We start from the raw sequence: 22,688 nt of genomic DNA, 5'->3' as shown, positions 1-22,688 counted from the left end.
GGCATGCAAGCGGATTATCATGTTGCTTAATTACATTCCATTCATTAGCCTGCCGACATCTGCCTGACCTGCCGGAGGAGCGAGCGCCGTGGTTTCGAAAGCCGAATTCGAGGGCCGCACTGTCGTTGTCACCGGCGCCGGCGGCGGCCTTGGCTCGGCGATCGTCGCCCTGCTGGCCGCAAGGGGTGCGCGGGTCGTCGGCTGCGACCGGTCCGAGGAGGCGCTGGCGAGCCCGCACCTCGCCTCGCGCCATGTCTTCAACCTTCTCGACCGGGCTTCGATCGAGGCGGGGATCGCAGCCGTGCTCGACAAAGACGGCGTTCCCGACATTCTGATCAACAATGCCGGCTGGACGCGCGCCGAGACGATTTCCGCGCTCAATGCCGACAAGATCGAGCACGAGCTCGACCTCAATTTGACCGGGGTGATGATTTTCGCCGACCCTCTTGTGAAGGCGATGGCGGCGCGCGGTTCAGGCAGCGTCGTCTTCATCTCCTCCGTCAACGCCATCGCCCATTTCGGCAACCCTGCCTATGCCGCGGCCAAGGCCGGCATCAACGCCTATGCCAAATCGATCGCCGTCGAGCTCGGCCGCAGCGGCGTGCGCGCCAATGTCGTTTGCCCCGGATCGATCCGCACCGCCGCCTGGGACCATCGCCTCGCCAAGGACCCTGAAATCTTGGGCAAGCTCAAGCGGCTCTATCCGCTCGGCCGCATCGTCAACGCCTCGGAAGTGGCGGAAGCGGTGGCTTTTCTTGCATCGGATCGCGCATCCGGCATAACAGGCGTGGTGATGCCCGTGGACGCCGGACTGACCGCGGGGTGCCTGCCGTTCATCGACGACATATTGGGAGCGTGAGCATGACCGACGTCGAGTTTCGCGACCTGTCGAAATCGTTCGGGCAGCACAAGATCCTGGAAAACATCAGCCTCGACATCAAAAGCGGCGAGTTCGTCGTGCTGGTCGGCCCCTCCGGCTGCGGCAAGTCGACCCTGCTGCGCATGCTGGCCGGCCTGGAGACGATCAGCTCGGGCGATCTGCTGATCGGCGGCGTCCGCGCCAACGACCTGCCGCCGCAGCAGCGCAACATCGCCATGGTGTTCCAGTCCTACGCGCTGTTCCCGCATCTGAAAGCCTCCGACAATATCGGCTTCGGCCCAAAAATCCGTGGCGAGAACCGCGCGGCGATCGACCAGAAGGTCAAGAAGGCGTCCGGCGTCCTCAATCTCTATTCCTATCTCGATCGTTATCCGCGCCAGCTCTCGGGCGGCCAGCGCCAGCGCGTCGCCATGGGCCGCGCCATCGTGCGTGAACCCTCGGTGTTCCTCTTCGACGAGCCGCTCAGCAATCTCGACGCGCAATTGCGCGTGCAGATGCGCACCGAGATCAAGGCGCTGCATCAGCGGCTGAAATCGACCATCGTCTATGTCACCCACGACCAGATCGAGGCCATGACCATGGCCGACCGCATCGTCGTAATGGACCGTGGCCGGATCCAGCAGGTTGGAGCACCGCTGGAACTCTATGATCGGCCGGCCAACAAATTCGTCGCCGGCTTCCTCGGCTCGCCGTCGATGAGCTTTGTCTCCGGGGCCCTCAAGTCGACGTCTGACAAAACCTGGTTCGAGTCGGCCGGCGGCGGCCGGCTTGCGCTTGCCGGCAAGGCGGTACCGGCAGGCAGCGCCGTGGAGGCCGGCATCCGGCCTGAACACTTCGTCATCGGTGAAGCCACCGACGCCATGGCGATCAAGGTGGATGTCGTCGAGCCGACCGGCTCGGAAACCCATGTCTATGGCGTCATCGGCACGGACACCGTACGCGCCGTGTTCCGCGACAGGGTGCCGGTCAGGCCGGGCGATGTGCTGCCGGTCTCGGTCGATCCCGGCAACATCCATCTGTTCGACAAGGCGACGGGCCTGCCGCTATAACGCCTACCCCTGCGAAGGCAATGGCATGAAGACGAAGCGACAAACATGAAGACGAAAACACGGGCATGAAGACGCCGGCCGACATCATCACGCGGCTGCAGCTGATGTCGCAGGACGGCACCAAGTCGGATCGCCGGCTGGCGAGCCTTGTGCTCTCCGATCTCGATTTCGCCTCCAAGGCAGCGATCTCGGAGATTGCCGCGCGCGTCGGCGTCAGCGAGCCGACGGTGACCCGCTTCTGCCGCAATCTCGGCTGCGAGGGCCTGCGCGATTTCAAATTCTATCTGGCGCAAGCCATCGCCATCGGCGGCCAATATCTGTCTCCCGAGCCGCTGAGCCGCGACGCGCGTGAGCAGCGCATCGCCACCGCCATCACCGAAGCGGCGATCTCGGCCATCCAGCGCGCCAGCGAGAACCTCGACATGACGACGCTGGTCGCCGTCGCCGAGCGGCTCGCGACGTCAGGCAATGTGCTGTGCATCGGCTCCGGCGGCATCTCCTCGATGATGGCGACCGAGATGCAGAACCGGCTGTTTCGGCTCGGCCTGCCGGTGCTGGCGCAGATCGACGGCCAGTTGCAGCGCATGTATGCCGCCGTTGCCACGCCAGAAACCACACTGGTCGCCTTTTCTGTGTCCGGCTATGCGCGATCGGTCATCGAGGCGGTGCAGGTCGCCCAGCAATATGGCGCCACCACGGTGGCCATCACCGCGCCCGATTCGGCGCTGGCCAAGGTCGCCGACACGGTCATCCACCTGCAGCCGCTCGAGGACGGCAACATCTACAAGCCGACATCATCGCGCTATGCGCTGCTGGCGATCGTCGACATGATCGTGACATCGGTTGCCGAGACCCGCGGCCCGAAGGTGCTGGAGAATTTGCGTCGCATCAAGCAGAGCGTGAACACGCTGAAGGTCGACGATCCAAGGCTGCCGCTGGGCGATTGAACGTCAGGCTCAGGATTGACCGCTGAGGGCTTCAATGCTCCGTGCCAGCGCCTCCGGATCGCCCGCTATGCGCAGTGTCTTGAGCCGGGCCGTGCCGCCGGCGACGACCGAGACGGACGATGCCGGCACGCCGAGCGCCTTGGCGACCAGCTTCTCCAGCGCTTGATTGGCGGCGCCGTTTGCCGGCACGGCGCGGACTCGCGCCTTCAAATGGCTTCGCCCGTCCGCCGATGTTTCGACGCCCTCAAACCTGTCCACGGAAGATTTCGGCGTCAGTCGGACAAACAGGTCGATGCCGTTCTCGCGGATGCGGAACGGCGCGCTCATGCAGCCGTCAAGCGCCCAGCAACAGCGGCGCTATCGTGGTGAGAATGAACTGCCGGAGGAAGAACAGGATTAAGAGCAGGATGATCGGCGAAATGTCGACGCCGCCAAGGTCCGGCATGAAGCGGCGGATCGGCCGCAGCGCCGGCTCGGTCAGCCGATAGAGCATGTTGCCGATGCTGCCGACGAACTGGTTTTTCGAATTGACGACGTTGAAGGCATAGAGCCAGGAAAAGATCGCCGAGGCGATGATGATCCACCAGTAGAGGTCAAGCGCCATGACGATGGTTTGAATGAGGGCGAGCATGCCGGTCTCCAATTGTTGCCGACATGTAGCCATTGCACGTCAAACCGGCAAGGGCCGGCAGCCGCAGCACTAGGCAACAAGGATTTCGGCAAAACGCTGCCTTGACAGAAATCCGCCGCGCCCGATAAATGCGCCATCCGTTGGACGGGGCTGTAGCTCAGCTGGGAGAGCGCGTCGTTCGCAATGACGAGGTCAGGAGTTCGATCCTCCTCAGCTCCACCATCGGAACAATCGATTTTCCGCTTTTCTGTCGCGCGGCCAGGGCGCAAGCGCCGTTCCACGCATCGCGACGCGGCGATCAGCGCCAATGTCCCCCAAAAAAACCATAGGCGATTTCGCGGTCTCCGGGGCAAGGCAATTGTCAATTGGACTTATGGCGATGGCCGCTCGCTGGATCGGCGCTATTTTTTTTGCAAGCCGTCCCATTAGACTGGCGCTCTCAAATCAGTTTTTTCTGTGTGTCGTGACAAGGCGTTTCGGCGGGGGGCGACCGAAGGCGCTATATGGATTCCGAGTCGGAATGAAGAAGTCGCCTGCGGAAGCAAATACGTGTCCATTCGCGAGAACCTCGCTGCAAATCTTAGACGGCTCTGCAAGGACCATCCCTCCGTTAGCGCGGTATGCCGTGAGTTGGGTATCAACCGCACGCAATTCGAGCGCTACCTGCAGGGACAGACCGTTCCGAACAAGGCCACTGCCAAGCTGATCTGTGACTACTTCCGCATCGACGAAGCCGAACTGTACCGGGACCCTGGTGTCCCTGAGCCCAGGGCTCCCGGCCTGCCGCCGATTTCCGAAAGCCTGTTCAACCAGATGATCCGCCCACCCGCCCCATCGATCGCGGGCGGCACGTACTTCACCTACTTTTCGATCCCGACCCGTTCCGACCTCCTGATGCGGTCGGTGACCTTCGTGCGTCGCGAGGCCGAACTGGTCACATTCCGCCGGGTCACCGGCTGGTCGGAGCGCCGTGGCTCGACATGGGCGCGGGCACGCGGCAACCACTATGGCGTGGCGATCTCACGCCTGAACTGGATCTATTTCAGCGGCGTCAACCGTCGCCAGACCGGCGAACCGTCCCTGATCTCCGTGCAATGGGCTCCCATCTCCGAGCCGGTGCTGACGGGCAAGGCCATGCTTCTGACCGAGGCTGGGCCGGCATTCGTGTCGGTCATCATGCGGCAGGATATGTCCGGTATCCGGCCACGGCATGCGATCCGCATGGCGCATGTCGTCAGGCTCGATGATCCGGGCATCGATCAACTCGTCGTCAGCCTCGCCCGGGACGGACTGGGCTGAAGCGCGTCGCGTCGCAACGGGTGCGGCGCCCTTCAGGTCTTTGTTTCCGTGCATGTCGTCCTCCCAAAGCCGGGGGCGCCTCTGGGCGACATGCATAAGCCGCCAGCTTACGCTAAATAAGAATAAGAATATCCCGAAAAAGCGTATGCTAGCGATTGCCTACTCCATATTTGAGCAAAATCGATATTTTAGACTTTATCGCCAAGAAAGATATTTTAGACCACGTTGGCTTTACTACAATTTTAACAAAGCATTAACTCTTTCGACCTTACCTTTCTTCTCGCGGATCCCGGTGTGGGGATCTTTCAACAGATCCCATTGGGGTCGGGAAAGGGACAAAAATGGCCAAGAAAGTAAACAATGCCCCGAAGCTGACGGTCGCCGCGGGCACGCAGACCGTCTTCTTCTCGCAGGGCATGCACTACAACAAGCGCTGAAGTCGTTCGGCGCCGATGGGTTTTCGCCTGTCGGCGCCTCACATTCACAAAACGGCATTCAGCATCATGAAAATGCGCTCTTCAAAAACGCTTGTCTTCTATCCCGGGACCAACAAGGTCACGGCCTGCAACTTCCTGACCAGAAGCGTCTTCGAATGCAGCCCCGAGGTGATCGGCCTTCTTGCATCCTGGGACGAATGGGCCTCCACGGCGGAAATCGCGCGCGCCCACGGATGGTCGAAATCTGACCTCAATGCCGTCGTCCCGCAATTGCTTGATTTTTCTGCCCTGGTCACCGCCGGTTCGCCGCTGGCCGAACAGGAAACAAAATTCTCCGGACAGTGGAACTGGGGCATCCCGACCGCGCTGATGCATTTCTGCGTCCAGGACACAGAGTTCATGACCATTGAACAGGCCGAGGCACGCCAGATCGATCGCGCCGGCCACGTCGCGCAGCCCGACCTCCTGCTCAAGAATGCCACCGGCGCCATTGCGCTGCCGAGCGCACTCGACGACAACGAACTTCTGAGCCTGATGGCGCGGCGCCGCACCAACCGCACCGCAGCCGCGCCCACCATCACCGCGCAGCAGCTCTCCGACTGCCTGTTCGCCGGCATGGGCATTACCGGCGAGACCAGCAATTGCGTCGGCGCCCTGCCACTGGGCATGACCCCTTCGGGCGGCGCCCGGAACCCCTATGAGGCCTATGTCGTCGCGCTTGGCGTCGAGGGTCTGGAGCCCGGCGTCTATCACTATTCAGCCGCCGATCACGATCTCGGCAGGATCTCGGCCAACCACCTACCGAAGATCTCCGAACTGGTCGGCGGGCAGGACTGGGCGGAAGCCATGCCTTGCCTGATCCTGCTTTGCGCAAGGCTCGACCGCACCATGTGGAAATATGAGGACGCCAACGCCTATCGCGTCGTGCTGATCGAGGCCGGCCATATCGGCCAGAACATGATGCTGGCGGCGACCAGGCATGGCCTGTCGGCCTGCCCCACGGCAGCGCTCAGCCATTCGGCGATCAAGCGTCTTCTCGGCCTCGACCGCCTCACCGACGCGCCCATCTATGCGTTGACACTCTCGACCCCGGAACCAAGCCCGCATTCGGCGGGTCAGTCACTTAATTAGCCGCCTTATTATGTCCAATGCTGCCAGTACGCGTTCCCTGAGTTCCACCAAATGACAGGAGCAGACCGTGTCAAATCAGACCCTACGTCAGTCAGAGATCGATAGTCTTCAATATATCGCATCGATGAGCAATGAGCTGGTGCAGATGGCCGAAGCAAGCCGTTTTCCCATGATCTCCTATCTCTTGGGCATGGCCTATGCCGAAGCCTTCGATGTTTTGCGCGGCGCACGGCCGGCAAGGCATGCGCAGCTCAGCGGCAACCCGATGCATCCCAAGCCGAATGCGAAGGAAAGCCACGCTCAGCCAAGGAGAGCGTAGCGGATGCAACCATCAGCCTTGTGCGCGCCGGCCGGCTCGCGGCCGAACCGGTGGGAGACCGTCTGTGCGCTGCAAAGCCTGCTGCCCGCTCTTGAAAAAGGCCGCCGCCGATCTTGGCTGCGCCGACATGGTCTACTGGTTCGAGCAGGCCGACGCAGAGCTCGCCAACATCATCAGGGGCCGGCCATCCGACACCGCAGCGATCCCCACCTTGATCGCCCGCAGCCCGCAAAATTCACATTGAGCATCGAGATTTGAGGGGGACCCGCCAATGAACATGATCGCACCCATCAGGAGCGCCGACGCCAGGGACAGCGTATTCGGTCGACTCCAACTCCTGATCGCCAGCCGGCCGGGTTCACCGGATGCCGCGCGCCTCGAGGCCCGGCGGCTGATTTCCCTGGCGATGGCCGACAGCTGGCAGGCCGACAGCCTCTGGGGCGCGGCGGACGCCTTTCATGTCCATTTCGACTTCATGATGCAGACCATCGAGATCAATGGCGCCGACGACCCTAACCTCAGGATCCTGCGCACGAAATGCCGCTTCTACCTGGAGCAGGTCGAAGCGCTGTGTCAGTCGATGAGCTGAGCCGCACTAATCCCGCAAGTTGAACACGAACGGCGCCGTGCGGCTGACGCGCGAGCCGAGTTCCGGCGGCGGTGCCGGCACCGTTGCGCCCTGCAGCACGGCGAGCGCGGTGCGGTCGAGATCAGCATCGCCTGAAGAACGGGCTACGCGCGCTGATATCACCCGGCCGGATGCATCCACCGTGAAGGTCACGTTCACATTGCCCTGCGCGCGCCTGGATTTCGCGGCGCTGGGATAGCGCTTGTGCCGATTGATCCATGCCGTCAGCCGGGATTCCCACTTGGCCGGGCTGACGCCTGACACCCCGGCTGCCGATTTCGGAGCGGCCGCCCTGGCCGCCGGCTTTGTCTCCGCGCTTGCGGTGGCGACCGTCTTTGCCGGCTCGGCTTTTTCCTTCTTTGGCTTCGGCTTGGGCTTTTCGACCGGCTTTTTCGCCTTGGCCTGGACCGGCTTCTTTTCCTTGGGCTCCTCGACCGGCTTTGGCTGCGGCAGCGGAACGACGACCTCTGGCGCCGCGGCCTCGACGACGTCGGGAATGACCTCATCCGGGGGCGGTTGGTCGACCGGTTCGGCCTCGGTTACCTGGGTCGGCTCGGTCTGGTCGGGCGGTACCGTGTCCGGTTGCTCGGCGGTCGGTTCGGCCTGTTCAGTCACTTTCTCGGGCTCGGCCTCGGCGACCTTTTCGGTCTCCTCGACGGGCTCGGTCTGATCGGGCATCGCTGCGTCCAGCATCGCGGCCTGTTCGGGCACGGCCGGCGTCACCACCATCGGCGCCATTTCGATCACCGCGGCCGGCGGCGGTCCGCCATCCGTCTCGATCGGACTGAAGCTCTGCACCGCATAGGCGACCGCGACATGAGCGCCAAGCACCAGCGCCGCCGCACACGTCCACAGGCCAAGATCGCGCCAACCGAAGCGCGACAGCTGCGGAGCGGGCGAGGCGACAAGCTGTATCATGGCGCCGGCGTTCCGGCCGGGCCCGCTGGTGCATCGACCGTGGGCGCCGTCTCCAGGCCGACCAGCGCGATCTTCAGATAGCCGGCGCCACGCAGCAGGTTCATCGCCTCCATCAGGTCACCATAGGCGACCGCCTTGTCGGCGCGCAGGAAGATGCGCGTCTGCTTGTCGCCCTTGGTCCTGCTGTCCAGTGTCGCGGCGAGGGCCGGGCGCGGCACTGTGTCGTTGCCGATCGCCAGCGTGAGATCATCCTTCAAGGTCAGGAACAGCGGCGTTTCGGGGCGGGACGCCGGTGTCGCCGTCGACCCCGGCAGGTCGACATTGACGTCCACCGTCGCCAGCGGCGCGGCGACCATGAAGATAATCAGCAGCACCAGGATGACGTCGATGAAGGGCGTGACGTTGATCTCGTGGCTCTCCTCGAGATCGTCGTCCATGGTCTGTCGAATTCTGCTTCCCATGGCGTCGCTACTCCGCCGCCAGCGCCGTCGCCGGCGCGACCGTGCGGAAATCCAGGTCGCGGCTGACCAGCCGTTCGACACCCGCCGAGGCATCGGCGAGGATCTGCCGGTAGCCGGCTATCGAGCGGGCGAAGACGTTGTAGATCACCACCGCCGGAATTGCCGCGACGAGGCCCATGGCGGTGGCCAGCAGCGCTTCGGCGATGCCCGGTGCTACCACGGCGAGATTGGTGGTCTGCGCCTGCGATATGCCGATGAAGGCGTTCATGATGCCCCAGACCGTGCCGAACAGGCCGACGAAAGGCGCGGTGGAACCGATCGTCGCCAGCACGCCGGTGCCGCGCGACATGCGCCGCGACGCCGCCGCCTCGATGCGCGACAGGCGCGAGGTGACCCTTTCCTTCAGTCCGTCACCGCCGACATGGTCGAGCGCACCGGCCGAGAGTGTGGCCTCTTCCTCCGCCGCCCGCACCAGCAGCGCGCCGGGACCGCCGCTGCGGTCGAGCGCGCGGCTCGCCTGCTTCAGCGTCGCGGCATCGCCGATCGCGCGCACGGCACGGCTGATGCGCAGCTTGCCGCCAAAGATCTCCAGCGATTTGGCCAGCCATATCGTCCAGGTGACGAGCGACGCGAAGGCCAGCCCGATCATCACCGCCTTCACGATAATGTCGGCGGCCATGAACATGCCCCATGGCGACAGGTCGTGCGGCAGATTCAGCTCCATTGCGCCCGCCGGCGCGGCCGCGGCCGGCTGGCCGGCTGGCTGCGCTGGTGCCATCGTGGCCGGCGCCGCAGCCGCCGGCGTGGCGGGCGTCGGTGTGGCGGATGTCGGTGCCGGTACGGCAGCAGGTGCCACCGCTGCAGGCGCCGCAGGAGCCTCGGCCGCAGGGGCAGCGCCGGCCGGTTGCTCCTGGGCCGTGGCGTTGCCACCTGCCAGGATCACCGATGCGACCAACGCCGCCAACAAACGAGTTCTAGACAACAGCTTCTTCCTTGTTCTCACAGCGGCCAGCCGCTTCCGCCACCGCATCAAATCTCGTCACTGCACATAGCCGACGGGTTGGCCGGTGACCGGGTGCGCGAACACGCCCATCTCCACGCCGAAAATGCCCTTGAGCACGTCGCCCCGCATGATTTCGCCTGGCGTGCCGCGGGTCAGCAGCTTGCCGTCCTTGAGCGCGATCAGCTCGTCGCAGTAGCGCGCCGCCATGTTGGGGTCGTGCAGCACAACGACGACGCAGAGGTCGCGTTTGCGGCTGAGTTCCTTGACCAGCCCCAGCACCTCGACCTGATGGCCGATGTCGAGCGCCGAGATCGGCTCGTCGAGCAGCATGACGCCGGCATTCTGCGCCACCAGCATGGCAAGCCAGGCGCGCTGCCGCTCGCCGCCGGACAGTTCATCCACCAGCCGCTCAGTGAAACCGTCCATGTCGGTCAGAACCAGCGCCTCCTCGACATGCCGCCTGTCTTCCGCGCCGAAGCGGCCAAGCGCGCCATGCCAGGGATAACGGCCGAGGGTTGCCAGTTCGCGCACCGTGAGGCCGGTCGCGGCCGGCGTCGTCTGCGGCAGATAGGCGAGCGCACGGGCAAGCTCACGCGCCCCCCATTGCGGCAACAGCCGCCTGGCAAAAGTGATGGCGCCGGAGCTCGCCGGCTGCTGGCGGGCCAGCAGCTTGATCAGCGTCGACTTGCCCGAACCGTTGTGGCCGATCAGCCCATAGACGCGCGAGCGCTGCAATTCCAGCGAGACCGGGCCGAGCAGCGTCCGCTCGCCGACGGCAAACCGCACCGCGTCGATTTGAAAGGCAATCTCAGCTCCAGCCACGGTCATGGTTTTCTCCAGGTCGGCCGCCCGCATTTCCAATTTCTGGTCTCGGCGGTCCGATGCCCGGTTGACTATGAAACATGATCTTACTAGTCAACATTTAAGATGACTGCAACGATCAACAAATCGTCGCGGCAGTCACGTGACGAACCGGCGCGCGGCATCTGCGGACAGACTCCCCTGCGCTCGGCATCCTCGCGTTTAAGACCGTCGCCCGGTAGACGGCCGCACCTTCGCCGGTCAGGATGGGCGTCGCAGTCGGCGAGGAGAGAACCACGGATGATCAGGGCAACACCCTTCGACTTCCCCTACGACGGCAGGCTGATGGCTGAAAACACAGCACTTGTCGTCATCGACCTGCAGCAGGATTTCCTGTCGACGACGGGCTATTTTGCCAAACAGGGATACGACCCTTCGCCGCTGCGGGCGATCCTGCCCACCGTGAACCGGCTGATATCAGCCGCGCGCAAGGCCGGCGTCAGGGTCATCCACACCAGGCAGGGTTACCGCGCCGACATGGCCGATATGACACCTTACGAAAAATGGCGCCGCAAGCGCTCCGGTCTCGACGGCACCGACATCCTGCTGCGCTCCGGCGCCGGATTCCAGATCGTTCCGGAGATCGACGTCGCGCCTGACGACATCATCGTCGACAAGACCTGCAACAGCGCCTTCACCTATACGGATTTCGAGCTCGTTTTGCGCGCGCAAGGCATCACGCATTTGCTGTTTTCCGGATGCACAACCGATGTCTGCGTCCACACCACGCTGCGCGAGGCCTGCGACCGCAATTTCCAGTGCCTGACGATCTCGGATGCCTGCGCCAGCGGCGACAGACAAGCCCACGAGGCGGCGCTGCACATGGTGACTGTCGAGGACGGCGTCTTCGGCGTGCTGGCCGATTCAGCCGCCGTCATCGAGGGCCTGTCGCGGCTTGGCGACAGGCGTTAGACCACAGGAGATTGACGAGCTTCAGCCCGTTGCCCGCGTCTCCAGCCCGGCGCGAGGCGCATAGGCCCCCGGCTGGAATTCGCTGCTTTCGCGGCGCGCCAGGGAGTTGCGCAGCAGGGCGATCGTTTCGCGACCGACTGTCGCGATCTCGCGCGGCGTGTCGACGCCGACGATCATGAATTCATCGATCCCGAGCCCGGCATAGGCAAGCAGCGACAAGGCGACCTGAGCCGGCGGCCCCGACAGGTCGACCGCCTTTTGGCCGGTGGCGGCAGCGCCCCGGTGAATCCGCACCGGCAGCGCGAAGCGCAGCTTGCCCGCCCGGCCATGTTCGGCGGCGGCGCCGCGCACGCGCTCCATCAGCTGCCGGACTTCATCGATCGAGCCCGGCGCCAATTCGAAGACATCGGCATGCCGGCCGGCCACTTTCAGCGCCGTTCCGGACTGTCCACCCATGCGGATGGTCAGGTCGGCGCCATGCGGGCCCTTGCGCGGCACGTAGCCGCCCTTGATGCTGTAGAACGCGCCTTCATGGTCGAAAGGCCGGTCGTTCGACCACAGCCGCTTCAAAAGCACCAGATATTCATCGGTACGCTGCCAGATGACCGTGTGCCCGACCGGCCGTGACTCGGCATCGTCATCGTTCAATGGCTCGCTGATCATCCTGAGCGCCAGCCGTCCGCCGCTCTTCCTGTCTATCGATGCCAGCTGGCGCGCCGCCACGGTCGGTTCGACGACGCCCGCCCAGTGCGTCAGCACGACCTGCAGCGAGGCAGTACGATCCAGCACCTGGGCGGCAAGATCCATATTGGTCAGCAGACCGGCCGAATCGTCGACGACGATCTTCTGGAAGCCGCCGTCCTCGATCAGCCCGAGCTTGGTCGCCGTCTCGGCAAAGTCGTAGAAAAACGGAATGGCGGCATCGGCGGTCTTGCCGGGGACATGCGTGAATTCGATCGGCATTGTCATCTCCTCCATCACTGGAATCATGGATGCGGTGAAATTCGAACCACGGTCGCGCGCAAACGCACCGGAATCCGGTTCATTCAACTCCGATTGCCTGAAAGTATGGGGTAACTTGCCCCAGTCAGCCTGCAGCCTCAGGGCCAGCCTTAAGCCTCAGGGCCAGCCTTAAGCCTCAGGGAATGAGGCCCAGCACAACGGCCCCGGTGAACACAAACGCGAGGGCGAAGACGAGATAGGCGAAAGCGCCGGCATAGGCCGGGCGAAAGGTCTGGGCATTGGCCAGCCTCTGGCCGCTGCTGTCAGTCTGAGCGTTCTGGATATAGTGCATATCGACCTCCGTCTCGCCCGTTAATCTATAAAACTTGTAGACTTTGTCGATTGCTATTTTTCGGCATTTATTGGAACGAATTTCTCCAAATATGAACCGAAATGGTATTTCCGACCGGGATTTAACCCATCCGGGTCTGTTCATCCGACGCAAAAAGCCAGCCGGATCACTGGTTTGCGGTGGTTTCGGCAGGGAATTCGCCGTCTCCGGCGGTTCGCTTGGCCATCCGGAACGCGAGGGATAGCATCGCCATACGATCGAATACGAAAAATCACTGAAACGGGACGGGAGTAGGAAATGGGCGAAAGACTGGCCGGCAAGGTTGCCATCATTTCGGGCGGCGCGACAGGCATGGGCGGGGCGGCTTCGGAGCTGTTCGCGGCCGAAGGCGCCAAGGTGGCGATCATCGACCGCAACGGCGAGGCGGCCGCTGCCACGGCGGCAGCGATACGCGCGCGCGGCCACGTCGCCGAGCATTTTATCGCCGACGTGTCCGATGAGGCGCAGGTTGAAGCGGCGGTGAAAGGCGCGACGGAAAAGCTCGGCCCGGTCACCGTGCTGTTCAACCATGCCGGCACCATCGTGATAAAGCCGTTCCTGGAGACGACGGTGCAGGAATGGGACTGGCTGCATGCCGTCAATGTCCGCTCGATGTTCCTGATGACGCGTGCCGTGCTGCCAGGCATGATCGCGGCCGGTGGCGGTTCGATCGTCTGCACCTCGTCGATCTCGGCGGTGGCGGCGACGCCGATGGAGGTGCTCTACGACACCACCAAGGGCGCCTGCCACATGTTCGCCCGCGCCATCGCCGTCGAATTCCGCGACCGCAACATCCGCTGCAACGCCGTCTGCCCTGGCTTTATCCGCACGCCGCACGGCCTGCGCGAAGTGGCCGACCTCGGCAAGCTTGGCGTCGACGTCTCCGACGCAGCCTTGGCCGCGCAGCAGGGGCGGATCGGCGAGCCGGAAGAGGTGGCCAAGGCCGCGCTCTATCTCGCCAGTGACGAGGCCAGCTTCGTCAACGGCGCGCATCTGTTCGTGGATAATGGCTTTACAGCGATGTGAGGCGTCCCAGAACCTGGGTTCCTCGCCCCAGGACAGCTTGGCGCCCTTCCTCTACCCCGTCGATCGGGGGAGAGGTGTCGAGCGCAGCTTGACGGAGTGGGGGTCGACCCTTGGCGCTGTGCAGGAGGATTCTTGCGCATCCGTTGGCGACGGTTGCCAGGTGGTTCCCCACTCCGTCGCTGCTTCGCAGCGCCCCCTCCGGAGGGAGAGGAAAGGGCACCGGGTCCTACCGCTCTTCCCGCCGGAACGGCTTCAGCAGCGCCGATGGCGCCACCGCGTTGCGCGACATGACCGCCATCGCAACGATGGTGAAGATGAACGGCAGCATCAGGAACGCTTCGTAGGGGATATGCCCGAGCCCGCTCGCCTGCATGCGCAGCTGCAGCGCATCGACAAAGGCGAACAGCAGCGCGGCGCCCGCCGAGCGCCATGGATCCCACCTGCCGAACACGACCAGCGCGATCGCCACCCAGCCGCGCCCGGAGACGACGCCGAAGGTGAAGGCGTTGAACTGCGCCATCGACAGGAAGGCGCCGGCCAATCCCATCAGCGCCCCGCCGAGGATGACGGCCTGGAAGCGGGTGGCAATGACGCTGACGCCAGCCGAGTCCGCAGCGCGCGGGTTCTCGCCGACCATGCGCACCGACAGGCCCCACGGCGTGCGGTAGAGCACGAAGGCGGCGAGCGGTATGGCGATGATCGCCATGTAGACCAGCGCGAACTGGTTGAACACCGCCGGCCCGAGCACCGGAATGTCGGACAGGACGGGAATTGGCAGCGTCTGAAACCCCTTGATGCTTGGCGGCACCGATTGCTGGCCGAAGATCAGCCGATAGAGGAAATAGGCGAGGCCGGACGAGAACAAAGTCACGCCGATGCCGCAGACATGCTGGCTGAGGCCGAGCGCCACCGTGAACAGCGCATGCAGTCCGCCCATCAGCATGCCGGTCAGCACCGCCACCAGCACGCCGAGCCACAGGCTGCCGCTGAGGCTGGTGGCGGTGAAGCCGGTCATGGCGCAGAGCAGCATGATGCCTTCGATGCCGAGATTGAGCACGCCGGCGCGCTCGGAAAACATTTCCCCGAGCGTCGCGAAAGCCAAGGGCGTGGCGATGCGGATGATGGCGGCCAAAAAACCGACCTGAAAAATCTGTTCGAACACCGCGCTCATCGGGCAGCCCCGACGCGGCGGACGCGATAGGCGGTGAACAGCAGCGCTACCAGCATGGCAAGCAGCGCCGTGCCCTGGATGACATCGCTGAGGAAGGCCGGCACGCCGGTCGCGCGCGACATCGCCTCGGCGCCGGTCATCACGGCGGCCAGGAAGATCGCCGCCGGCACGACGCCGAGCGGGTTGAGCCGCGCCAGCATGGCAACGACGATGCCGGAATAGCCGTAGCCCGGCGAGATGTCGCTCATCACCTGGAAATGCACGCCGCCGACTTCGCCGACACCGGCGAGCCCCGCGAGCGCGCCCGACAACAACGCGGTGGAGAGCAGCACGCGTTCAACGTTGATGCCGCCATATCTGGCCGCTTCCGGATTCTCGCCGGTGACCCTGATCTTGAAGCCGAGCGTCGTGCGCGCAATGAGGAACCAGATCAGCGGTGCGGCGATCAGCGCCACGACGACGCCGAGATGCAGCCGCGTGCCTTCGATCAGCACCGGGAAATTGGCCGAATCCTCGATCGGCGGTGAGATCGGATAGCCGCTGAAGGAATCTTTCCACGGCCCTTCGATCAGCGCCATCAGCGCATAATAGATGACCGAATTGAGCAGCAGCGAACTGACGACATCGTCGACCTTGAATTTTACGCGCAGTGTCGCCGGCACAAGCGCAACAGCGGCGCCGGCCGCAGCGCCTGCCACGGCCATCAACAGCATGGCGAGCGGCCCCGGCATCGGTATGGCGCCGACAAAGCAGCTGGCAACCGCACCGGCAAGCAACTGCCCCTCAGCGCCGATGTTCCAGAACTTGGCCCGGAAGGCGACGGCGACCGCCAGCCCGGTGAAGATCATCGGTGCGGCACGCACCAGTGTTTCGGTGATGGCGTAGCTGTCGCCGAGCGAAGCCGAAAACATCACGCCGTAGGATTCGAGCACGCCGGCGCCGGCCAGCGCGATCAGGCCGCTGCACAGCACGAGCGTCGCCGCGATCGCCAGCAGTGGCAAAGCCAGGTTGAACCAGGCGGGCGTCGACGTGCGGACTTCCAGGCGAAACATCAGCTGTGCCCCTCCGCCCCGGTCATCAGCAGGCCGAGCCGCGCGATCGTCGCATCGGCGCTGTCGAGCGTACCGACGATGCGGCCCTCATACATCACCGCGATGCGGTCGCAGAGCACCAGCAGCTCTTCCAAATCCTCGCCGATGACGATGATGCCGCAGCCCTTGGCCCGCATGTCGAGGAATTTTTCATGGATGAAGCGTGCCGCACCGATGTCGAGGCCGCGCGTCGGCTGTGACACGATCAGCACCTTCGGATCGAAAGCGAGTTCACGCGCCAACAGCGCCTTCTGCAGGTTGCCGCCCGACAGCGCCCCGGCGCGGGTCATCGGCCCGGGACACCTGATATCATAGGCCTTGATCTGTTCTTCGGCGAAGGCGCGGATTGCGTCCGGCTTGAGCAGGCCCTTGGCTGAAAAGGCGGCGGTGCCGATCCGCGGCAGCACCATCGAATCGGCGAGCGGCAAATTGGTGACGAGGCCGGTGGTCATGCGGTCTTCCGGGATACGGCCAAGGCCAAGCGCCTGCACCTCGCGCGGCGAAAACCGCGTGACCTTCTGGCCGGCAATCGTCATCCGGCCGGCATCGGGCGCGCGCACGCCGGAGATCACCTCCGCCAGCGCCCGCTGGCCATTGCCCGACACGCCGGCGATGCCGAGGATTTCGCCGGCGCGAACGGCAAGCGATACATCGCGCAGCGCCGTGCCCGAATGTTTTGAAGTGGAAATGCCGTCGAGGGTCAGCACCTCAGCGCCGGGTGTCGACGGTCCCCTTGCCGGCGGTACGATCTCATGGCCGCACATCAGTTGCGCCATCGCCGCCGATGTCGTGTTGGCTGGGTCATCGACACGGCCGGCGACGCGGCCAAGCCGCAGCACCGTGCAGCGATGCGTCAGCGCCCGCACCTCGTTGAGCTTGTGCGAGATGAAGATGATGCCGAGGCCTTGCGCCGCCATCGAGCGCAACGCCGAAAACAGCCCGTCGACCTCGCTCGGCGCCAGCACCGCGGTCGGTTCGTCGAGGATCAAGAGCTTGGCGCCGCGAAACAGCGCCTTAACGATTTCGAGCCGCTGCTGCTCGCCGACCGATAGCGCCGAGACCGGCAGGTCGGGATCGAGCGTCAGCCCATGCTGGCGGCTGATTTCGACGAGTCGCGCCAACCCGCCGGCGCGGTCGAGCCGCCCCGCTTTGCCCGGGATGCCGATGAGCAGGTTTTCCAGCACCGTCAGCCGTGGCGCCAGATGAAAATGCTGGTGCACCATGCCGATGCCGGCGGCCAGCGCATCGGCCGAACTGGTGATCCTGACCGGTTGGCCCTGGATCAGGATTTCCCCGGCATCCGGCGCATAGGCGCCGAACAGCACGTTCATCAGCGTCGTCTTGCCGGCACCGTTCTCGCCCAGCAGGCCGAGGATTTCACCCGGCGCCACGCTCAGGTCGACAGCCTCGTTCGCCTTGACAGCGCCAAAGCTCTTGGTGATGCCGCGCATTTCGATGAGTGGGGCGGGCAAGGGCACTCCTGCGGGGATGCCCCTCCCCCTCGAGGGGAGGGTGCCGAGCGAAGCGAGGCGGGAGGGGTCGCCTCGGCCGCCTCAACCTATGACTTAACAAGATGGAGCGCGGCGCGGCGGACCCCACCCGGCCCTGCGGGCCACCCTCCCCTCAAGGGGGAGGGATATCCGCTCTAGTCCGAAACCGGCGTGTTCTCGTCGACATCCACCCGGAAGTTGCCTTCCAGGATCTCAGCCTTCTTCTTCTCGACCAGATCCTTGACATCCGCCGGAAGCGTCTTGTCGAACTTGTGGTAGGGGGCGAGATACGAGCCGCCCTTGGCCATGCGCGAGAAATCGCCATAGTCCTGCGCGGTGTAGACGCCGGCCTTGACCAGTTTGATCGCCTGCTCGACCGTCGGATACATATCCCAGACCGGGCCGGTGATGACCGTGTCGGGGCCGAGGCTCGACTGGTCCGACATGTTGGAGATGGCGTAGATCTTCTTTTCGACCGCCGCTTCGATGACGCCGAAGCGCTCGGCATAGATGACGTCGACACCGGCATCAATCTGCGCCACCGCCGCTTCCTTGGCCTTGGGCGGATCGAAGAAGGAACCGATGAAGGCGACCTTCTTCTTGATGTTCGGATTGACCTCCTTGGCGCCGGCGAAGAAGGCGTTGACCAGCCGGTTCACTTCCGGAATGCCCATCGCCGCCACCGCGCCGACCGTACCCGATTTCGACATCTTGCCGGCGATCATGCCGGAGAGATAGGCGGGCTCGTGGATCCAGTTGTCGAAGACGCCGAAATTGGGTTCTGCGGGACCGGCACCCGAACCGAATAGCCAGGCGGTCTTCGGGAACTGCTTGGCCGTGCGGCGGGATTCACGCTCGGCGGCGAAGGCATCGCCCAGCACCAGCTGGTAGCCGCCTTGCGCATATTCACGCATGACGCGGCTGAAGTCGGCGGTCTGGACCTTCTCGGACCATTTGTATTCGATGCCGAGTTCCTTCTCGGCCTTCTGCAAGGCGACATGGATCTGGTTGTCCCATGGCTCCTCGATCGGCGTGGCGAAGATCGCCGCCACCTTCAGCTTCTTGTCCTTGCCGAACGCGGCGCCCGGTAGCATCGCGGCAGCCAGGCCAAGCGCGCCCAGTTCCAGCACGTTGCGCCGCGAAAGCCCTTCGCGTTTTATCTGGAATTTGTTCTTGCGGTTTTCCATTGCATTCCCCTCTGTTCGACAGCCGTGTCGAGCCGGCTGTTCCTAGAAATGTCAGACGGGGAACTATGGAACGGGCCCGGACTTTTGTCCACATGGTCAAATTTGGTGGGCCTAATCAGATCTTCGATCTGGCCAACCAAGAAAGGGTCCTTGCTCAGGCCCGTTCTAGCGCGATGGCGATGCCCTGGCCGACGCCGATGCACATGGTGGCCAGCGCATAGCGGCCGCCGCGTTCACGCAGCTCCAGCGCCGCCGTGCCGGAGATACGCGCGCCCGACATGCCCAGGGGATGGCCGAGCGCGATGGCACCGCCATTTGGGTTGACGTGCGGCGCGTCCTCGGCAATGCCGAGCTGACGCAGCACCGCGATGCCTTGCGAGGCAAAGGCTTCGTTGAGCTCGATGACATCGAACTGTTGCGGCGTCAGGCCAAGCCGCGCGCAGAGTTTCTGCGTTGCCGGCGCCGGGCCGATGCCCATGATCCGCGGCGCAACGCCGGCGGCGGCCCCGCCGAGGATGCGGGCGATCGGCGTCAAGCCGTATTTCTTCACCGCTGCTTCGGAGGCAACGATCAGTGCCGCCGCGCCGTCATTGACGCCGGAGGCATTGCCGGCGGTCACCGTACCGCCCTGCCGGAACGGCGTCGGCAATTTGGCCAGCGCCTCGACCGTGGTGCCCGCGCGGGGATGTTCATCTTTGCTGACAACAACCGCATCGCCCTTACGTTGCGGGATGGTCACCACTGTGATCTCCTTGGCCAGCCTTCCATTGGCTTGTGCCGCGACCGCCTTGTCCTGGCTCCGCACCGCAAAGGCGTCCTGATCCGCGCGCGACACGGAAAAATCCTCGGCGACGTTCTCCCCGGTCTCCGGCATCGAATCGACGCCATACTGCTTCTTCATCAGCGGGTTGACGAAGCGCCAGCCGATGGTGGTGTCGTAGATTTCGGCATTGCGCGAAAACGCCGTGTCGGCCTTCGGCATGACGAAGGGGGCGCGGCTCATCGATTCGACGCCGCCGGCGATCATCAACTCCGCCTCGCCGGCCTTGATGGCCCGCGCCGCAATGGTCAGTGCATCCATGCCGGAGCCGCACAGGCGATTGACGGTCGATCCCGGGATTTCCTTGGGCAGGCCGGCCAGCAGCAGCGCCATGCGTGCTACGTTGCGATTGTCCTCGCCGGCCTGGTTGGCGCAGCCATAGACGACATCGTCAACCGCCAACCAGTCGATGCCGGCATTGCGCTCGGCCAGCGCCTTCAGCGGTATGGCACCGAGGTCGTCCGATCGTACCGAGGACAGCGCGCCACCAAAGCGGCCGATCGGCGTGCGGATGTAGTCGCAGATATAGGCCTCGGCCATGTCATGCAGCCTTTGCTTTTCCGGTACCCTCATGCGCCGCCTTGGTGCGGGCCTGCAGGTCGCGCAATGTCTTCAGTTCGAGTTCGCTTGGCGCCGGTGTTTCGTCAAGCGCCTCGGCGAACTTTACGATCCAGCCACAGCTGTCCTGCACCTGCTGGCGCGAGACGCCCGGATGCAGCGACACGACGGTGAATTCCTTGGTCACCGGGTCCGGCTTCCAGATGGCAAGATCCGTGATCAGCAGCGTCGGGCCAGCGGTGTCGATGCCGAGGCGCTTGCGGTGATCGCCGCCCTCGCCATGGCCGAAGGAGGTGAAGAAGTCGATTGTCTCGACCATGCCGCGCTTGGTCTGCGCCATGGTGATGTAGATCTCCTTCGACGACGTCGCGATCTCCGGCGCGCCGCCGCCGCCGGGCAGCCGGGTCTTGGGATGGAAATAATCGCCAATGACCGTGGTGTTGATGTTGCCGAACTTGTCGAGCTGCGCCGCACCGAGGAAACCGATCGAAATACGGCCGCCCTGCAGCCAGTAGCGGAACATTTCCGGCACCGCGACCGTGGTGACCGCGGTCTCGCACAATTCGCCGTCGCCGATCGACAGCGGCAGCACGTCGGGCGCGGTGCCGATCGTGCCGCTCTCATAGATCAGCGTGATATCAGGCGCATGCGTCAGCCGCGCCACGTTGCAGGCGGCCGACGGCGCGCCGATGCCGACGAAGCAGACATCCTCATTCCGCAGCGCTCGGCTGGCGGCGATCGTCATCATCTCGTTGGGGGTAAAGCCCAAGGGGTTTTGATCGTCGCTCATGCCGCTTTCCTCAAATGGTCGACCCGGGCCGCGAAATCGTCGGCGCTCTTCTCGATGACATTCGCCTGCATCCAGGCCTGGAATTTTTCGCGGTCGGCGGCGATGTCATCCCATTCGAGGTAGGCGGCATTGTCACGCGCATAATAGCCGTGAGCGTAGGACGGGTGCGACCCGCCGGGCACGACCGAGATCGCCGCGATGGTCCAGCGTGGCAGCACGGTCAGATTGGGATGCAGATCGTCGAAATTGTCGACCACTTCCTCGACCGTCACCACGGCACGTTTGGCCGCCAGCACGGCTTCCTTCTGGATGCCGATAATGCCTTCGACCAGCACATTGCCTTTTTTGTCGGCCTTTTGCGCATGGATGAAGGAGACGTCGGGCCGGATCGAGGGAACGGCCGCCAGCACCTCGCCGGTGAACGGACAAGTCACCGACTTGATGTTCGGATTGACAGCCGCAAGGCCGGCGCCGCGATAGCCACGGAACACCGCGCAAGGCAGGCCGGCCGCGCCCGCCTCATAGGCGTTGGCCATGCCGGCATGGCTGTGTTCCTCGACCTCGAGCGACCGGGGAAAACCGTTCTCGATGGCGTCGCGGGCGCGCCGCAGCAGGCCGACGCCGGGATTGCCGACATAGGAGAAGACGATCTTCTTCGCCATGCCCATGCCGATCATCTGGTCGTAGATCAGGTCCGGCGTCATGCGGATCAGGGTCAGGTCGCGAAATCCCTGGCGGATCGCCTCATGCGCGGCGGCTGTTGGGATCAGATGGGTGAAGCCTTCGAAGGCGACAGAGTCGCCATTGTTCAAATTCTCCGCAACGGCCTGCTTGAGCGGCAGGAACTTGACCATTGTATCGGCTCCCAGTCCAAAAGTTCGTATTGCGAACTTATGTTTTGTATGCGAAACTTTCTACGCTCGGAGAGGTCGCGGAGTCAATCCTGACGACGATGCCATTTCTGCGGAGGTTCGATGGACGAAGAGGCCGCTTCCCGTGACCATGTCGGCTCGCTCGAGCGCGGCCTTGCCGTCATGGAGATCCTGGCCCACCATCCCACGGGCATGACCTTAACCGAAATGGCCGAGGAAGCCGGCCTGACCCGCGCCGGCGCCCGCCGCTTCCTGCTGACGCTTGTCGCTACCGGCTATGCCACCCAGGATGGCCGTATGTTCTCGCTGTCGCCGCGCCTGCTGACCGTTGCCCGCACATGGCTGGGCGGCGGATCGCTGTGGAGCTTCGCCGCGCCCATTATGCGCACGGTGGCAGCGCAGTTGAACGAGGCCTGCTCGGCGGCGATCCTGTCGGGCCAGGATGTCGTCTATGTCGCCCGCATTCCCGGCCGCCGCATCCTCAGCGTGTCGCTCGATGTCGGCACCAGGTTGCCGGCCTATTGCACGTCGATGGGCCGCATCCTGCTTGCCGGCCTGACGCCAGAGAAATTGGACAAATTTCTGCACCAGGCAGCCATCGAGAGACGGACGCCGAAAACGATCACCGACATCAAGCTGCTGGCCGGCGCCATCGGCAAGGCCAAGGTGGACGGCTTTGCCATCGTCGACGAGGAGTTGGAGCTGGGCCTGCGTTCCATCGCCGTGCCGATCCGCGACCGCGCCGAACACACGGTCGCGGCCATCAACGTCTCGACCCAGTCGGCGCGATTTTCGGTCGCGGAGATGGAGCGGGAGATCCTACCGGCGCTGCTTGAGGCCAGGCAGCGCATCGAGGATTTCTTCGTGGTTTAGG

The 22,688-nt window shown here is 64.1% G+C and carries 26 protein-coding genes and 1 tRNA gene; 12 read left to right on the top strand and 15 right to left on the bottom strand.

Annotated elements, in window-relative coordinates:
* Positions 1 to 88: 88 nt before the first annotated feature.
* From AC1D05_RS18760 to AC1D05_RS18750, 3 genes are all read left to right on the top strand, one after another.
* On the top strand, positions 89 to 859 hold the full coding sequence (locus AC1D05_RS18760; protein WP_477442809.1) for an SDR family NAD(P)-dependent oxidoreductase: 771 nt from the start codon (positions 89 to 91) through the stop codon (positions 857 to 859).
* A gap of 2 nt (positions 860 to 861) precedes the next feature.
* Positions 862 to 1,929, top strand: coding sequence for an ABC transporter ATP-binding protein (locus AC1D05_RS18755; protein WP_477442807.1), 1,068 nt, complete (start codon positions 862 to 864; stop codon positions 1,927 to 1,929).
* 65 nt (positions 1,930 to 1,994) lie between these two features.
* On the top strand, positions 1,995 to 2,876 hold the full coding sequence (locus tag AC1D05_RS18750; protein WP_477442805.1) for a MurR/RpiR family transcriptional regulator: 882 nt from the start codon (positions 1,995 to 1,997) through the stop codon (positions 2,874 to 2,876).
* Positions 2,877 to 2,885: 9 nt separating this feature from the next.
* Here AC1D05_RS18750 and AC1D05_RS18745 read toward each other — a convergent pair whose 3' ends face one another.
* Together AC1D05_RS18745 and AC1D05_RS18740 are read right to left on the bottom strand one after the other, a co-directional pair.
* Complete coding sequence (locus AC1D05_RS18745) at positions 2,886 to 3,203, bottom strand: DUF167 domain-containing protein (RefSeq protein WP_477442804.1); 318 nt, start codon at positions 3,201 to 3,203, stop codon at positions 2,886 to 2,888.
* A 7-nt stretch (positions 3,204 to 3,210) separates the two neighbouring features.
* The gene (locus tag AC1D05_RS18740; protein WP_477442802.1) at positions 3,211 to 3,507 is read right to left on the bottom strand and encodes a YggT family protein; all 297 of its coding nucleotides are present in this window, start codon (positions 3,505 to 3,507) and stop codon (positions 3,211 to 3,213) included.
* A 146-nt stretch (positions 3,508 to 3,653) separates the two neighbouring features.
* On the opposite strand from AC1D05_RS18740, the gene AC1D05_RS18735 reads away from it, so the two are divergent.
* The 6 genes from AC1D05_RS18735 to AC1D05_RS18710 all read left to right on the top strand — a co-directional run bounded on the left by AC1D05_RS18735 (position 3,654) and on the right by AC1D05_RS18710 (position 7,282).
* A tRNA-Ala gene (locus tag AC1D05_RS18735) sits at positions 3,654 to 3,729 on the top strand.
* Between the two features lie 327 nt (positions 3,730 to 4,056).
* Positions 4,057 to 4,806 carry an XRE family transcriptional regulator gene (locus tag AC1D05_RS18730; RefSeq protein ID WP_477442800.1) on the top strand — a complete coding sequence of 250 codons (750 nt, stop codon included), beginning with the start codon at positions 4,057 to 4,059 and terminating at the stop codon, positions 4,804 to 4,806.
* A gap of 509 nt (positions 4,807 to 5,315) precedes the next feature.
* Positions 5,316 to 6,374: a SagB/ThcOx family dehydrogenase gene (locus AC1D05_RS18725; RefSeq protein WP_477442798.1), complete on the top strand. Its 1,059-nt coding sequence runs from the start codon at positions 5,316 to 5,318 to the stop codon at positions 6,372 to 6,374.
* 67 nt (positions 6,375 to 6,441) lie between these two features.
* On the top strand, positions 6,442 to 6,693 hold the full coding sequence (locus tag AC1D05_RS18720; RefSeq protein ID WP_027042964.1) for a hypothetical protein: 252 nt from the start codon (positions 6,442 to 6,444) through the stop codon (positions 6,691 to 6,693).
* 64 nt (positions 6,694 to 6,757) lie between these two features.
* Entirely contained in the window at positions 6,758 to 6,937 is a 180-nt protein-coding gene (locus tag AC1D05_RS18715) for a hypothetical protein (protein ID WP_477442796.1), read from the top strand.
* 27 nt (positions 6,938 to 6,964) lie between these two features.
* Positions 6,965 to 7,282, top strand: a complete 318-nt coding sequence (locus AC1D05_RS18710; RefSeq protein ID WP_477442794.1) for a hypothetical protein — start codon at positions 6,965 to 6,967, stop codon at positions 7,280 to 7,282.
* Positions 7,283 to 7,288: 6 nt separating this feature from the next.
* Here AC1D05_RS18710 and AC1D05_RS18705 read toward each other — a convergent pair whose 3' ends face one another.
* From AC1D05_RS18705 to AC1D05_RS18690, 4 genes are read right to left on the bottom strand one after another with little or no spacing between them, the layout of a single operon-like run.
* Complete coding sequence (locus AC1D05_RS18705) at positions 7,289 to 8,239, bottom strand: energy transducer TonB family protein (RefSeq protein WP_477442792.1); 951 nt, start codon at positions 8,237 to 8,239, stop codon at positions 7,289 to 7,291.
* The gene (gene exbD / locus AC1D05_RS18700; RefSeq protein WP_477442790.1) at positions 8,236 to 8,700 is read right to left on the bottom strand and encodes a TonB system transport protein ExbD; all 465 of its coding nucleotides are present in this window, start codon (positions 8,698 to 8,700) and stop codon (positions 8,236 to 8,238) included. Before exbD ends, AC1D05_RS18705 begins: the two co-directional genes overlap by 4 nt.
* Positions 8,701 to 8,707: 7 nt before the next feature.
* Positions 8,708 to 9,682 carry a tonB-system energizer ExbB gene (gene exbB, locus AC1D05_RS18695; protein WP_477442788.1) on the bottom strand — a complete coding sequence of 325 codons (975 nt, stop codon included), beginning with the start codon at positions 9,680 to 9,682 and terminating at the stop codon, positions 8,708 to 8,710.
* Between the two features lie 57 nt (positions 9,683 to 9,739).
* A complete protein-coding gene (locus AC1D05_RS18690) occupies positions 9,740 to 10,531 on the bottom strand; it encodes an ATP-binding cassette domain-containing protein (RefSeq protein ID WP_477442786.1) in 792 nt (263 codons plus the stop codon).
* A gap of 273 nt (positions 10,532 to 10,804) precedes the next feature.
* On the opposite strand from AC1D05_RS18690, the gene AC1D05_RS18685 reads away from it, so the two are divergent.
* The gene (locus AC1D05_RS18685; RefSeq protein WP_477442785.1) at positions 10,805 to 11,476 is read left to right on the top strand and encodes a cysteine hydrolase family protein; all 672 of its coding nucleotides are present in this window, start codon (positions 10,805 to 10,807) and stop codon (positions 11,474 to 11,476) included.
* Between the two features lie 21 nt (positions 11,477 to 11,497).
* Here the strand turns inward: AC1D05_RS18685 and AC1D05_RS18680 are convergent, their stop codons facing one another.
* On the bottom strand, positions 11,498 to 12,439 hold the full coding sequence (locus tag AC1D05_RS18680) for an LLM class flavin-dependent oxidoreductase (protein ID WP_477442783.1): 942 nt from the start codon (positions 12,437 to 12,439) through the stop codon (positions 11,498 to 11,500).
* Positions 12,440 to 12,614: 175 nt separating this feature from the next.
* The gene (locus AC1D05_RS18675; protein WP_477442781.1) at positions 12,615 to 12,770 is read right to left on the bottom strand and encodes a hypothetical protein; all 156 of its coding nucleotides are present in this window, start codon (positions 12,768 to 12,770) and stop codon (positions 12,615 to 12,617) included.
* A gap of 297 nt (positions 12,771 to 13,067) precedes the next feature.
* Here AC1D05_RS18675 and AC1D05_RS18670 point away from each other — a divergent pair, with 297 nt between their 5' ends.
* A complete protein-coding gene (locus tag AC1D05_RS18670; RefSeq protein WP_477442779.1) occupies positions 13,068 to 13,835 on the top strand; it encodes an SDR family NAD(P)-dependent oxidoreductase in 768 nt (255 codons plus the stop codon).
* Between the two features lie 226 nt (positions 13,836 to 14,061).
* On the opposite strand, the gene AC1D05_RS18665 is transcribed toward AC1D05_RS18670, so the two are convergent.
* The 7 genes from AC1D05_RS18665 to AC1D05_RS18635 form a co-directional block, all read right to left on the bottom strand.
* The gene (locus AC1D05_RS18665) at positions 14,062 to 15,006 is read right to left on the bottom strand and encodes an ABC transporter permease (protein WP_477442778.1); all 945 of its coding nucleotides are present in this window, start codon (positions 15,004 to 15,006) and stop codon (positions 14,062 to 14,064) included.
* Complete coding sequence (locus tag AC1D05_RS18660) at positions 15,003 to 16,058, bottom strand: ABC transporter permease (RefSeq protein WP_477442776.1); 1,056 nt, start codon at positions 16,056 to 16,058, stop codon at positions 15,003 to 15,005. The genes AC1D05_RS18665 and AC1D05_RS18660 overlap by 4 nt, the downstream gene beginning before the upstream one ends.
* Positions 16,058 to 17,569, bottom strand: coding sequence for an ABC transporter ATP-binding protein (locus AC1D05_RS18655; protein WP_477442774.1), 1,512 nt, complete (start codon positions 17,567 to 17,569; stop codon positions 16,058 to 16,060). The genes AC1D05_RS18660 and AC1D05_RS18655 overlap by 1 nt, the downstream gene beginning before the upstream one ends.
* A 173-nt stretch (positions 17,570 to 17,742) precedes the next feature.
* Entirely contained in the window at positions 17,743 to 18,774 is a 1,032-nt protein-coding gene (locus AC1D05_RS18650) for a BMP family protein (RefSeq protein ID WP_477442772.1), read from the bottom strand.
* Positions 18,775 to 18,928: 154 nt separating this feature from the next.
* Positions 18,929 to 20,134: a 3-oxoadipyl-CoA thiolase gene (gene pcaF, locus AC1D05_RS18645; protein WP_477442770.1), complete on the bottom strand. Its 1,206-nt coding sequence runs from the start codon at positions 20,132 to 20,134 to the stop codon at positions 18,929 to 18,931.
* Between the two features lies 1 nt (position 20,135).
* Positions 20,136 to 20,942 (bottom strand): CoA-transferase subunit beta, encoded by an 807-nt coding sequence (locus AC1D05_RS18640; RefSeq protein ID WP_477442768.1) that lies wholly within the window; start codon positions 20,940 to 20,942, stop codon positions 20,136 to 20,138.
* Complete coding sequence (locus AC1D05_RS18635; RefSeq protein ID WP_477442766.1) at positions 20,939 to 21,796, bottom strand: CoA transferase subunit A; 858 nt, start codon at positions 21,794 to 21,796, stop codon at positions 20,939 to 20,941. Before AC1D05_RS18635 ends, AC1D05_RS18640 begins: the two co-directional genes overlap by 4 nt.
* Before the next feature lie 120 nt (positions 21,797 to 21,916).
* On the opposite strand from AC1D05_RS18635, the gene AC1D05_RS18630 reads away from it, so the two are divergent.
* Positions 21,917 to 22,687, top strand: a complete 771-nt coding sequence (locus AC1D05_RS18630) for an IclR family transcriptional regulator (protein ID WP_477442764.1) — start codon at positions 21,917 to 21,919, stop codon at positions 22,685 to 22,687.
* Position 22,688: the final 1 nt, after the last annotated feature.

This window comes from Mesorhizobium sp. P2_E9 (assembly GCF_056403815.1).
This window is presented reverse-complemented; position numbering and strand designations above follow the sequence as displayed.

What these genes read in the sequence shown, in the direction of transcription:
- AC1D05_RS18665 (WP_477442778.1), bottom strand. Translation starts at nt 15,006, where the DNA reads ATGAGCGCGGTGTTCGAACAGATTTTTCAGGTCGGTTTTTTGGCCGCC.
- AC1D05_RS18690 (WP_477442786.1), bottom strand. Translation starts at nt 10,531, where the DNA reads ATGACCGTGGCTGGAGCTGAGATTGCCTTTCAAATCGACGCGGTGCGG.
- AC1D05_RS18640 (WP_477442768.1), bottom strand. Translation starts at nt 20,942, where the DNA reads ATGAGCGACGATCAAAACCCCTTGGGCTTTACCCCCAACGAGATGATG.
- AC1D05_RS18675 (WP_477442781.1), bottom strand. Translation starts at nt 12,770, where the DNA reads ATGCACTATATCCAGAACGCTCAGACTGACAGCAGCGGCCAGAGGCTG.
- AC1D05_RS18660 (WP_477442776.1), bottom strand. Translation starts at nt 16,058, where the DNA reads ATGTTTCGCCTGGAAGTCCGCACGTCGACGCCCGCCTGGTTCAACCTG.
- AC1D05_RS18630 (WP_477442764.1), top strand. Translation starts at nt 21,917, where the DNA reads ATGGACGAAGAGGCCGCTTCCCGTGACCATGTCGGCTCGCTCGAGCGC.
- AC1D05_RS18710 (WP_477442794.1), top strand. Translation starts at nt 6,965, where the DNA reads ATGAACATGATCGCACCCATCAGGAGCGCCGACGCCAGGGACAGCGTA.
- AC1D05_RS18705 (WP_477442792.1), bottom strand. Translation starts at nt 8,239, where the DNA reads ATGATACAGCTTGTCGCCTCGCCCGCTCCGCAGCTGTCGCGCTTCGGT.
- exbD (WP_477442790.1), bottom strand. Translation starts at nt 8,700, where the DNA reads ATGGGAAGCAGAATTCGACAGACCATGGACGACGATCTCGAGGAGAGC.
- AC1D05_RS18740 (WP_477442802.1), bottom strand. Translation starts at nt 3,507, where the DNA reads ATGCTCGCCCTCATTCAAACCATCGTCATGGCGCTTGACCTCTACTGG.
- AC1D05_RS18725 (WP_477442798.1), top strand. Translation starts at nt 5,316, where the DNA reads ATGCGCTCTTCAAAAACGCTTGTCTTCTATCCCGGGACCAACAAGGTC.
- pcaF (WP_477442770.1), bottom strand. Translation starts at nt 20,134, where the DNA reads ATGGCCGAGGCCTATATCTGCGACTACATCCGCACGCCGATCGGCCGC.
- AC1D05_RS18635 (WP_477442766.1), bottom strand. Translation starts at nt 21,796, where the DNA reads ATGGTCAAGTTCCTGCCGCTCAAGCAGGCCGTTGCGGAGAATTTGAAC.
- AC1D05_RS18670 (WP_477442779.1), top strand. Translation starts at nt 13,068, where the DNA reads ATGGGCGAAAGACTGGCCGGCAAGGTTGCCATCATTTCGGGCGGCGCG.
- AC1D05_RS18755 (WP_477442807.1), top strand. Translation starts at nt 862, where the DNA reads ATGACCGACGTCGAGTTTCGCGACCTGTCGAAATCGTTCGGGCAGCAC.
- AC1D05_RS18685 (WP_477442785.1), top strand. Translation starts at nt 10,805, where the DNA reads ATGATCAGGGCAACACCCTTCGACTTCCCCTACGACGGCAGGCTGATG.
- AC1D05_RS18680 (WP_477442783.1), bottom strand. Translation starts at nt 12,439, where the DNA reads ATGCCGATCGAATTCACGCATGTCCCCGGCAAGACCGCCGATGCCGCC.
- AC1D05_RS18650 (WP_477442772.1), bottom strand. Translation starts at nt 18,774, where the DNA reads ATGGAAAACCGCAAGAACAAATTCCAGATAAAACGCGAAGGGCTTTCG.
- AC1D05_RS18750 (WP_477442805.1), top strand. Translation starts at nt 1,995, where the DNA reads ATGAAGACGCCGGCCGACATCATCACGCGGCTGCAGCTGATGTCGCAG.
- AC1D05_RS18745 (WP_477442804.1), bottom strand. Translation starts at nt 3,203, where the DNA reads ATGAGCGCGCCGTTCCGCATCCGCGAGAACGGCATCGACCTGTTTGTC.